A 12,297-nucleotide genomic window follows, 5' to 3' on the forward strand; every position below is an offset into this window, starting at 1 on the left:
TATATCCAAAATGTTAAACTTAGTCTATGTGACTTACGTGAATTTTCAAATAAAATAGACTATTGGAACTTTTTCCTTATTTTTTGTCTTCTTGCTAATGAAAACACTTACATAACAGTATTTCGAAATAGTTATTCAATTATTCTGATATACAGAATTTTTCTACTTTTATAAATAGGCTTGTATTTTTAGAAAAATTGATTAATAATACATTTAGGTATTTGACATTAGGAAAGCAAATTACTCAACTCAAAAGTTAGTACAAATTACCTATAAACTGTTTTTGTAATCGTTAAAATTTTCTGATTTTATAAACTCTTTACAGTATCTAGTTATTTTGTGCTATACTATTACAGAAGAAAAAAATTCTATATTGTTATAGGATATGAATAATTTAATTTTCTAGTTTCAAGCCTGTTATTTCAATAGGGCTACTTTTTTTAGCTGATTTTGTCGATTTTTGTAGATTTATGAATTTTTATTTAAACTAAATTGACAGAATAGTTGAGAAATTAGCAACAATTATTTAAGTTAATACTTAAAAATAAAAAATTGGGGAGGAATAAGAATGAGCGTAGCAACTCAGACAAATTCAGTAAATCAACCAAATGCGAAAAAGAAACATCCACCAGGATTGTACTTATTATTCGCTACAGAAGCATGGGAGCGCTTTAGTTATTATGGTATGCGTGCCCTTTTGGTACTATATTTAACAAGTACAGCCATCCAAGGTGGTCTAGGTTTTAAAGAAAGTTGGGCACTTAGCCTTTATGGACTATTTACAGGTTTAGTATATTTCACACCAATCATTGGTGGTTGGTTAACAGATAACTTTATTGCAAAGCGTACCGCTATTACAATTGGTGGTATCATAATGGCAGCTGGAAATATTGTTCTTTTCGGAATTAATAGTGCTACTGGTTTATATATTGGTTTAACACTATTAATATTAGGTAATGGTTTCTTTAAACCAAATATTTCTACTCTTGTTGGTGAATTATACGAACAAAACGATGATCGTCGTGATGGAGCATTCACAATTTTCTACATGGGTATTAACGTTGGGGCTTTCTTTGCACCATTAGTAGTTGGTTACTTATCTTCAAACTTATTTGCTACACATTCAGGTGGAGTAACAACATTTGGATATAAATATGGCTTCTTAGCTGCAGCAATTGGTATGATTATTGGACAAGTATGTTTTAATTTACTTGGCAACAAGTTCCTAGGGGACAAAGGAACACAACCAAACGTTAAAGTTCTAAAACAAAATGCGTCAGCAGTTGATAAAAAAATTCCTTTAACGAAAAAAGAAAAACAAAGAACGCTCGTTATTGTTATCTTAACTTGCTTTGTTATATTCTTCTGGGCAGGATTTGAACAAGCAGGTTCATCTTTAACACTTTATACTGATAAATTTATTAACAGACAAATTGGAAGCTTTACTGTTCCAACAGAATGGTTCCAATCAATTAACCCATTATTTATCGTTTTACTTGCACCAATCCTTTCATCTTTCTGGATTAAATTAGCACGTTCTGGTAAAAACATTAGCATTCCTGCTAAAATGGCAATGGGTATTATATTATTAGGCTGTGGATTCATTTTCGTAATTCTTGCGGTTATGAAGACTGGTTCAGATCCAAACCACATTACTGTAAAAGCTAACATCATTTTCATGGTTCTTACTTACTTCTTCCATACTTTAGGTGAATTAGTATTATCACCAGTTGGTTTATCTGCAGTAAGTAAATACGCTCCATTAAAATATGCTTCACTTTTAATGGGTGTATGGACATTATCAAGCTTCGTAGCAAACACATTATCTGGATATTTAGCAGCATTAACAACAAGTTTAGGAATGCTAGAAGTATTCATCTATATCGGTGCTGTAGCTGTTGGAATAGGTTTAATCTTACTTGCTATCTCACCAAAATTAGCAAAAATGTTAGACTAATAACATTCAAAAAAGCACTCCGAATGGAGTGCTTTTTTATGTATTCTAAATGATTGGTTTATATAATTCTCTTGCCTGAACTCCTAAACCCACTAGTATGTTCTCCCCTAGCGATGTCATCATCAGTAAGGAAAAACTTTGATTCCTTGTCCAATTCTCTCCATGCTAATTGTTCAAAGTTTATTTAGTCCACTTAGTCAATCGAAGGACACAAATGCATTTAGAATTAAAAATTACTCATTATACATCACTCGTTTCCTATTAATCACTTTTATTATCCCAAAAATTAAACTTAGTTTAACCTACTTACATAAACTTTCAAATAAAACAGATTATTGGAACTTTATCTTTATTTTTTCTTTTCTCGACATTGAAAACCCTTACATAACAGTGTTTTATAATGATTATCTGACTATTCTAATATACAAAATATTTCTACTTTTATAAATAGGCTTGTATTTTTAGAAAAATTGATTAATAATATTTTTAGGTATTTATCATCAGAAAAGTAATTTAACACTCTTTTAATATAGTGTGAATTACCTAAAATTCAATCGGTTTAATTTTTCAAACTTTCAGACTAGGTGTTTTTTTTACAAATACTGATTATTTTGTGCTATACTATTACAGAACTCAAATTTACATATTGTTATAGGATATGAATAATTTAGTTTTCTAGTTTCAAGCCTGTTTTATAGGGCTACTTTTTTTATTTAGTTTTTGTCGAAGTTTGTCGAAGTTTTTTCGATTTACAACAAATTGACAGAATAGTTTAGAAATTAGCAACAATTATCTAATGATTAGCACAAAGATTCACAACATGGGGAGGAATAGGAATGAGCGTAGCAACTCAGACAAATTCAGTAAATCAACCAAATGCGAAAAAGAAACATCCACCAGGATTGTACTTATTATTCGCTACAGAAGCATGGGAGCGCTTTAGTTATTATGGTATGCGTGCCCTTTTAGTACTATATTTAACAAGTACAGCCATCCAAGGTGGTCTAGGTTTTAAAGAAAGTTGGGCACTTAGCCTTTATGGACTATTTACAGGTTTAGTATATTTCACACCAATCATTGGTGGTTGGTTAACAGATAACTTTATTGCAAAGCGTACCGCTATTACAATTGGTGGTATCATAATGGCAGCGGGAAATGTCGTTCTTTTCGGAATTAATAGTTCTACTGGGTTATATATTGGATTAACACTATTAATTATAGGTAATGGATTCTTTAAACCAAATATTTCTACTCTTGTTGGTGAATTATACGAAAAAAACGATGATCGTCGTGATGCAGCATTCACAATTTTTTACATGGGTATTAACGTTGGGTCTTTCTTTGCACCATTAGTAGTTGGTTACTTATCTTCAAACTTATTTGCTACACATTCAGGTGGAGTAACAACATTTGGATATAAATATGGCTTCTTAGCTGCAGCAATTGGTATGATTATTGGGCAATTGTGTTTTAATTTACTTGGCAATAAATATTTAGGGGATAAAGGTACAAAACCTAGCGTAAAAGTGCTAAAAGAAAATGCAACATCAATTGATAAAAAAATTCCTTTAACGAAAAAAGAAAAACAAAGAACACTTGTTATTGTTATCTTAACTTGCTTTGTTGTATTCTTCTGGGCAGGATTTGAACAAGCAGGTTCATCTTTAACACTTTATACTGATAAATTTATTAACAGACAAATTGGAAGCTTTACTGTTCCAACAGAATGGTTCCAATCAATTAACCCATTATTTATCGTTTTACTTGCACCAATCCTTTCATCTTTCTGGATTAAATTAGCACGTTCTGGTAAAAACATTAGCATTCCAGCTAAAATGGCAATGGGTATTATACTATTAGGCTGTGGGTTCATTTTCGTAATTCTTGCTGTTATGAAGACTGGTTCAGATCCAAATCACATTACTGCAAAAGCTAACATCATTTTCATGGTTCTGACTTACTTTTTCCATACTTTAGGTGAATTAGTATTATCACCAGTTGGTTTATCTGCAGTAAGTAAATACGCTCCATTAAAATATGCTTCACTTTTAATGGGTGTATGGACCTTATCAAGTTTCGTAGCAAATACATTATCTGGTTATTTAGCAGCTTTAACAACAAGTTTAGGTATGCTTGAAGTATTCGTGTATATCGGTGCTGTAGCTGTTGGAATAGGTTTAATCTTACTTGCAATTTCACCAAAATTAGCAAAAATGTTAGACTAATAACATTCAAAAAAGCACTCCTAATGGAGTGCTTTTTTATGTATACTTAATATCCACTTTATACTATTCTCTTATTTGCCAGTACTTCCAAACCCGCTAGTACGTTCTCCTCCAGCGATATCATCATCAGTTAGGAAAAACTTTTGGAAGATTCCCTGTCCTATTCTCTCCCCTTTTTCAATGACAACTGGTTGATTACTAACATTTATTACTTGGAACATGATATGTCCATCATTAGAGGGATTACTGTAATAATCCGAATCAACAATTCCTACCGAATTCCCTTTCATTAGACCTTTTTTTAATGGAATAGATGAGCGTAAATACAAACCTAAATACTCATCTCTTTGCATATATGCTTTAATTCCAGTTGGAACTAACTTAATTTCATTCGGCTTTATAACCACTTCTTCAACACATTCAAAGTCGTAACCAGCTGCAAATTGTGTTGAACGTTTTGGAAGATTTGGTTTCAGTTCTTCAAATCCTTTTGCTACTTCAAATCCGCGTATTTTTTCCAATTACTTTCACCCTTTAATAAAAATTTTACTTATCTAGTTTACCATAAAACCGGTATTGTAGCCTTCACTTCAATTTCATTATTAAAAATTAGTACTTTAAAACATTTACTAATTACTTTTCCTATTTTCGAGTTTCTTTAAATTCTAAGCTGTTTTAGTATATATTGTTGCAATTTCAGTATGTGTAAATTGATTTCCACTCCAGGATGCTCGCTTTCCTAGGGGCGTGAGCTGAGCCTCCTCGTCGCATACGCTCCTGTGGGGTCTCAGCCTTCCCGCATCTCCCACAGGAGTCGAGCACCCTTCCGTTCCAATCAACTTCTGTCATTAAAATTAAAGAATCTTAAATAAAAGCAACAATCTTTTAGAAAAGAGCCAAATTCAAACAAATGTTTCCTTAAAATATAGGTTCACTATAAGCATAAGATTTTTTTTACAATACCGAATAAATGTTGTAAAGTTTTATAAGAGGGAATTTTCTGTTTACTTAATTCTACTAAAATAATAAGGAGATTAGTATTTAACTATGTCAATTTACAAAATTAAACAAAACATTTCAAATGTTCTTATTGGACAAGAACAGGCTATTGATTTATTAATGATTGGTTTGATTGCAAATGGTCATATCTTGCTTGAAGATGTTCCTGGAACTGGAAAAACTACACTTGCAAAAAGTTTGGCAAAATCAATTAGTGCTGACTTTAAACGTCTCCAATTCACAGCTGATACACTTCCAGGTGATGTGACTGGACTTGAATATTTCGATCTAAAAGAATCGGATTTTAAAATCCGAAAAGGTCCAATTTTTTCAAATATCGTTTTAGTTGATGAAATTAATCGTGCGGTTCCACGAACTCAATCTGCTTTACTAGAAGTAATGGAAGAGCGTACAGTTACCATTGCAGGAAAAACACATCAATTACATTCACCCTTCCTTGTCCTAGCAACACAAAACCCTTTAGAATCTGCAGGAACATTTCCACTTCCAGATGCACAACTTGATCGTTTTTTACTGACAATTCGCCAAGGTTATCCTTCAATTCAACAAGAAAAAGAAATGATTTTACGATTTAAAGAAACTAATCCGATTCTTGAATTACAAAGTGTCATTACATGTGAGGAAATCATCGCCTATCAAGAAGAAGCAAAAAAAATAACGATTCATGAAGAGGTGCTTGATTATTTACTTCAAATTATTAATGAAACTAGAAATCATGATCAAATTGAAGTGGGGGTAAGTCCTCGAGGAACATTAGCATTTACAAGAGCCATCCAAGCACGTGCGATTTTAAACGAACGGGACTACTGTACTCCTGAAGATGTACGTGTATTAACAATCCCAGTGTGTAGTCATCGTATTTCACTAACAATTGAAGGAGAAATGAAAACAACCAAACAGAAGATAATGGCTGAAATTTTAGAAACGGTTTTTGCTCCAGTGGAACAATTATGAAAAAGAAATACGAATTTCATCCGATTGCACAACCGACGACCATCGGTTTATCAATTTGTTTAACTATTTTACTTTCAATATTCAGTCATACTGTATATTTTCTGGCAGTTTGTTTGCTTCATTTAATTCTTGTTGCCTATTCCCACTATTTTGCAAGAAAATGTGATATTGAGTGGGATATAAAGCAAAAACAAGTTTACCTATTTACAGAGGAAGAAACAGATTGTTCAATAACTTTTCATAACATTTCATCCTTTACGGTTTATGAAATGTCTTTTCATTTCGCTTCAGATGATTCCTTACAATGGGAAAATGAACAATTCATTTCAAAAGAGTATAACAAAAATTATTATGTTCTTCCCTTTTCAATGCAAAGTAAAGAAGAAAGAACATTTACATTCAAAACACTTGCTTTAAAAAGAGGGAAATATACTTGGCAGAATGCCTGTCTAACTGTAAAAGATCCGTTACGACTCATTTCTATCTATTTTTACAGTCAGAATCATCCTACTTTCCTTGTTTATCCAAACATAAGAAAAGCCCATCTTCCTGAAAGCATGGAATATCAAGGTACAAGAAAAGCATTAGTTTCACCACTATTCGATGAAACGAAATTGATTGGTGTTAAACGCTATGAAAATGAAGATTTTCGTTCAATTCATTGGGGAGCCACCGCAAAGACTGGTGAGCTTATGGCGAAAAAATATGATTTTACTCAGAGTGATCGCTATGCTGTTATCGTAAACTTAGCTGATCGTCACGGGTTGTCCTTTCATCAACAAAGTGAAGAATTCATCCAAATTGCGATTGGAGTCTGTAAACAATTAATCCAACAAAATTGCTCGTATGAACTTTGGATAAATCGCGTAACACCAAATGGTTTAACCCATATACCTCTAAGTAATAATAGAAAACAATTACAGGCAGCCTTAGAGTTGTTTTCCTTAATCAATGATGGTGAAGCACCAATCTCAACTTATTATTTTTATCGAAATGTCTTTCGTGGCAAGAAACCAGATTCCATACCACTTATTATCGGAATTCCTCCTATGGAAATGACACGTAAAAATCAATGTATTCAGATAACTAGTTAGGAGGGAAAAGGAATGGATTATTTCAAACGAATTAGTCGGATTGTTCTAATTGCACTTCCCCTATCCTTAATACTTGCAATTGGAATCCTATTCACTCAGCAAATGATTAAAGCAAAGATACCACATGAGAAAAGATTTTCACCAATTCCATTTGGTGGTAAAACACTTTATGGATGGATAACCCATGATAATTTGGGGCCAGGAAAAAATCTTCAAACAAGAGAGAATATACCACTAATTAAAAACAAAAAAACAGGGCTTTCTAATCATTCTAATCAAAATGACATGTTGTTTTTATATATCATAATTATAATTATAATTATTATTTTACTTAGTATCATTTCAATAATATTTTTTATAAAGAGAAAGAAAAAAATCCAATCTAACTTACCAACGAAAGAGACTCATCAATTATTAAATACAAGAAAACCAAATAAAAAGCAAACGAATTTAACTAAACAATCACTTTTACCAACTGAACAAATTAGGATCATGTTAATAGAATGGGAAAAACAGCTTCCTAAAACTCAACAAAGAAGAACATATGAAACCATTCAACAATGGTTTGAAAGAATTGGAAAAGATGTTGAGTTTGTACCATTTTACGAAAAAGTTCGATACGGAAAAAAACAACTATTAAATGAAGAAATCGAAATCGCTCGAAAGTTTTTAGATTATTCCTAAAAAGGAAAGGTTTACTTTTAAAAAATTGGTAATTTGAAAACATCATCAATTATTAAAAGCGTATTCACTTCCCCCACTTTTTCAAACGTAATTGATATCCATTTTAATCGAACCACTTGAAGATTAATTTAGGCTTATTTTTTAGTAATCTAGTGAAAGTTCAACCTATTTTTACTTTATTAAAGGAAAGGAGGAAAAAATTTGAAACGCGGAATTTATCCTTTTTCTATTGTTTTTGTTATCATCATAATCTGTACAATATCTTTTTACATAATGAAAAATGCAGATAAAAAAGAGAGTCAATCTGAGAAAAAAACTAAAACAATTGTTACTATGAAGAAAAATGAAACTCTAGATGAAGTAGAGAAAAAATATGGATACAATCTATATCGCCCTGAGCAAACAAAGAAAGTGAAGGGTGCAAAAAAGGACTTCATTATAAGTAAGTCATCTAATGAAGAGGCTATTATCGAGGATATGCATTTAATGACACATCAAAAAGTTCAAGCTGAACATAAACAAGGTGCAATTGAAATGACCAAAGATCATGTAGATGTTATTTATGACATTCTAAAACAAAGTGATTTTGTTCATAAAGACAAATTAATCTCAATTTTAACTAAATGGAAACAAAATGATTTTAATAAAATTGTAGATGATCATAATGAACTTTGGAAAATTCAGGGTGGGAAAATTGGAAAAGCTACCGATCAATTAACTACACGGGAAGAAAAAGAGTTTATCGAAAACAATTTTCGTTGATAGATTATTAATTAGACTCATTTATACAACTAAGATTTAATAGTGGCTGACCTATTAGTCAATTAATTGACTTATGGGATGCCCTTTTTTCACCAATGTTACTTCTTCTTGGTAAGAATGAGCCAGTGAACTGTCAAAAACAAATTGACGCTTTTGTAAAAGAAGCAATGAATGGAAGACAAATTGTTTACAGAAGCGGTAGTTAATTATTTAAGATCAAAATAAAGTATCCTAAATACTTATAGGAGAGTTAATTGACTCTCCTATTTTATATTTTTTCTACGAACAACACTTTATTGGTTAATGCATAGTTTATTCTTCGTAATTACAAATAACATTACCTATTCTCTAAATTTTATTAAGCTGTAATTCTTTTTCCCTTTACGAATAATTATAAATCTTTCGTCAAATGAGTTTTCCGCTTTTACGTCTATATTCACATCATTTATTCTTTCTCCATTCATAAAAATTGCTCCATTGTTTATATCTTCTCTTGCTTGACGTTTTGATTGTTCAATACCTATATCAACTAGCCACTCTACAATGTTTTTTGTTTCTTTTGAAGTATAAAAAGTAGGCATATCTTTAAAGCCTTGTTCAATTTCATTAGCCGTTAAGCCTTTAATATCTCCGCTAAATAATGCTTCTGTAATTTTTACCGCCTGACTATATGCATTTTCACTATGAACAAATTTTGTCATTTCTTCCGCTAAGGCCTTTTGCGCCTCTCGCTTATGAGGTTCTGTCTGGACTTTTGTCTCCAATTCATCGATTTTATCTTTTGTTAAAAATGTAAAGAATTTTAAGTATTTAATCACATCACGATCATCAGTATTTATCCAAAATTGATAAAATTCAAATGGAGTTGTTTTTTCTGGATCTAACCAAATCGCTCCTCCTGCTGTTTTACCAAACTTTGTTCCGTCCGCTTTTAACAGTAAAGGGATCGTTAATCCAAATGCTTTTGCCTCTGGCCCTTCTAATTTACGGATTAAATCTAATCCACTTGTAATATTGCCCCATTGGTCACTACCACCAATTTGTAGTTGTACTCCTTCGTGTTTGTATAAGTGATGAAAGTCCAATGATTGTAGAATTTGATATGAAAATTCGGTAAATGAAATTCCAGTCTCTAAACGACTCGCTACAATGTCTTTTGCTAACATCGTATTCACACTAAAATTCTTCCCATAATCACGTAGGAAATCAATAATGTTGATCTGATGTGTCCAGTCATAGTTATTTACCATTTTAACTTCACTATTACCACCAAAGTCGAATAACTTTTTCATTTGTGCCGTCAATGCATCAACATTTTGTTGTACTTGTTCTAATGTTTGTAATTGACGTTCTGTTTGACGTCCACTTGGATCACCGATTGTTCCAGTTGCTCCGCCAATTAAAATGACTGGATGATGCCCTTCTAATTGAAAACGTTTCATCATCATAAATGGGATTAAGTGACCAATATGCATACTATCCCCAGTTGGATCTACCCCACAGTACAAAGAAATTTTTTTGTCGTCTACTAGTTCACGTAGCCCTTCCGCATCTGTTTGTTGGTTAATCGCATTACGCCATTCTAATTCGTCAATGATATTCATGCTTTTCTAGCCCCTTTCATTTTTATAAGAATTTACTATGTTAGTTTGTCTAAAAACAAAAGTCCCTATATCTAAAAACATAAGGACCATTCTTAATCGTATTCTGCATCTTAATGAGATGTCTCATTATCACTTTCATGTTCAACATTGTAAATATTTTCAAGTTTTTCTTGAATTGCGTTTTCAATCTTACTAGCGAATTCATCGAATACTTCTTTATCATGAGCATACGGTGATAATGCACAAGCTCGTAGGATTGTTACTTTTCTTTCTTTTTCCCACTCCTCTTCACTAAACCCAATACTTTTCACATATGGAAGTGGGCTGTTCCCATAGTCAGGGATGGCAAAATCTGTATGAGAAGTGATAAATTCATTGTGATAGATATTACCTTTAACGTAAGAAGCTTCACCATAGAAATCATGATTTAATTTGTTCATTTTTGCTAAATCTGTGTTTCCTTCTTCATTAAACACATAGTCAACCATATTAAAGTCAGGTTTTGTTAATGGATAAACATTAATCGTTTTATCACCAACTTTAAATTTTTTATCCTGTAAAAAATGATAAAAACGGTAAGCTCCTTCAATACTTGCACCAAGTAATTTCCCATAACCAGTCACGTTTAATGGTAATACTTTATGGGCTGTCCAAACTGATGCTGCAGTTGCCCCCGCTTTAGAACCTTCAAGCATATATGCACCGAGTAATGCAGGAATATCGGCTCCCTTTTCAAATACATATGTTGCAAAGTAAGAAATGACGTCACGCATTCTAATATCTTTTACGACAATCCCACCAGCCGAGTATGGGATGTACCCCATTTTATGTGGATCAATCGTAATGGTTTCTGCGTCTTTCATTGCTTTAAAAGAATTGTAAATATCTTCTGTCAGCCATTCATTTTTCTCATTGAAGATATTATATTTTTCGTACACTTCATCAATTTTTTCATAATCAATAAATTCGTTGTTTTCATCTAGGAATATTGATCGTGCATACCCGCCATAAGCAGCATCGATATGAATGTAAAAATAAATTCCCTCTTTTGCTAATTTTTCACGCAGCTCAACAATTTTATGAATACGATCTACTTGTCCTTCTTCTGTTGTACCAATAACGCCTACCACACCCAGAATAGGTATTTTGTTCGCAACCAATTCACGGATTTTTTCTTCAAGTTTACCAATGTCCATGCGATAGTTGTGATCAACATCAATTGCTTCTACACTATCAAGTCCTATACCAATAATATCCGCTGATTTTAGCCAAGAATAGTGTTTTGTCTGTGGAATTAACCATTTACCCAGCTCTAGTAGATGATGACCACTACGTGCTGAATGTGCTTTTATGTCATCAATTTTATCAGGAATTTTTCCCATAATATCTAATATCTCTTCTGTAGTCATGTTTAATAATTCCCAATCTGATTTATTTTCGACTAATTGAGGAGCTACTTCTTTAACAGCTAAAGGAAGAGATTTCATGTTTCTTGCATACCAAAGGCCTTCTAGATTAGCAATCGAACCATCCGCACAAATATGCCCCCAACTCTCACCTTTTTTATAACTCATAAGAGCCGCAAACTCGTGTCCTACTTCTTCTTCCATTTGTGAAGTGGCAGGAGAAGATTCATATGCAACGTTATTCCCATTCCATAACATTGCAGCTGTGTACCCAATAATAGCTGGCATTAATGTTTCGGAATTCATATGTCCCCAAAACCGCCCTGCCGAATGCCATGGTAATGAGTTAGTCCGAAGTTTTGAAGATAATAAATCCATTACACTGCGGACATGATCTGCTGTTTCTTCAAAACTTTGTGAACTTTTATCTTGTGGAGTAATAACTGGTAAATCTTGTGGTTGGTAATTTTGACGCCAGCCTACATGTTCATCTACCATTTTGATTAATAGCTCTTTAAATAAATCGGCATTTTCACCTTTATCTCCTAAGAATAGTGCTTTTAAATTAATATCAGGCATCTCATAGTTCAT

At 32.4% G+C, this 12,297-nt stretch carries 9 protein-coding genes; 6 read left to right on the forward strand and 3 right to left on the reverse strand.

The features are described from left to right. Window positions 1-568: 568 nt before the first annotated feature. Together J5Y03_RS11950 and J5Y03_RS11955 are read left to right on the forward strand one after the other, a co-directional pair. On the forward strand, window positions 569-1,957 hold the full coding sequence (locus J5Y03_RS11950) for a peptide MFS transporter (RefSeq protein ID WP_209405905.1): 1,389 nt from the start codon (window positions 569-571) through the stop codon (window positions 1,955-1,957). An 836-nt stretch (window positions 1,958-2,793) separates the two neighbouring features. Further along, window positions 2,794-4,182 carry a peptide MFS transporter gene (locus J5Y03_RS11955; protein ID WP_209405907.1) on the forward strand — a complete coding sequence of 463 codons (1,389 nt, stop codon included), beginning with the start codon at window positions 2,794-2,796 and terminating at the stop codon, window positions 4,180-4,182. A gap of 71 nt (window positions 4,183-4,253) precedes the next feature. Here the strand turns inward: J5Y03_RS11955 and J5Y03_RS11960 are convergent, their stop codons facing one another. Next, on the reverse strand, window positions 4,254-4,703 hold the full coding sequence (locus J5Y03_RS11960) for a dCTP deaminase/dUTPase family protein (RefSeq protein ID WP_209405909.1): 450 nt from the start codon (window positions 4,701-4,703) through the stop codon (window positions 4,254-4,256). Between the two features lie 526 nt (window positions 4,704-5,229). Here J5Y03_RS11960 and J5Y03_RS11965 point away from each other — a divergent pair. From J5Y03_RS11965 to J5Y03_RS11980, 4 genes are all read left to right on the forward strand, one after another. Further along, entirely contained in the window at window positions 5,230-6,156 is a 927-nt protein-coding gene (locus J5Y03_RS11965; protein WP_209405911.1) for an AAA family ATPase, read from the forward strand. Next, on the forward strand, window positions 6,153-7,250 hold the full coding sequence (locus J5Y03_RS11970; protein WP_209405913.1) for a DUF58 domain-containing protein: 1,098 nt from the start codon (window positions 6,153-6,155) through the stop codon (window positions 7,248-7,250). Before J5Y03_RS11965 ends, J5Y03_RS11970 begins: the two co-directional genes overlap by 4 nt. Before the next feature lie 12 nt (window positions 7,251-7,262). Next, window positions 7,263-7,934, forward strand: a complete 672-nt coding sequence (locus tag J5Y03_RS11975) for a hypothetical protein (RefSeq protein WP_209405915.1) — start codon at window positions 7,263-7,265, stop codon at window positions 7,932-7,934. A 201-nt stretch (window positions 7,935-8,135) separates the two neighbouring features. Then, complete coding sequence (locus J5Y03_RS11980) at window positions 8,136-8,696, forward strand: DUF6241 domain-containing protein (RefSeq protein WP_209405917.1); 561 nt, start codon at window positions 8,136-8,138, stop codon at window positions 8,694-8,696. A 341-nt stretch (window positions 8,697-9,037) separates the two neighbouring features. Here J5Y03_RS11980 and tyrS read toward each other — a convergent pair whose 3' ends face one another. Both tyrS and tdc read right to left on the reverse strand, forming a co-directional pair. Next, the gene (gene tyrS, locus J5Y03_RS11985) at window positions 9,038-10,300 is read right to left on the reverse strand and encodes a tyrosine--tRNA ligase (protein WP_209405919.1); all 1,263 of its coding nucleotides are present in this window, start codon (window positions 10,298-10,300) and stop codon (window positions 9,038-9,040) included. A 110-nt stretch (window positions 10,301-10,410) separates the two neighbouring features. Then, on the reverse strand, window positions 10,411-12,297 hold the full coding sequence (gene tdc / locus J5Y03_RS11990; RefSeq protein WP_209405921.1) for a tyrosine decarboxylase: 1,887 nt from the start codon (window positions 12,295-12,297) through the stop codon (window positions 10,411-10,413).

Origin of the sequence: Gottfriedia endophytica (assembly GCF_017814275.1) — a bacterium.
In the GTDB taxonomy this organism is placed as follows: domain Bacteria; phylum Bacillota; class Bacilli; order Bacillales; family Bacillaceae_G; genus Gottfriedia; species Gottfriedia endophytica.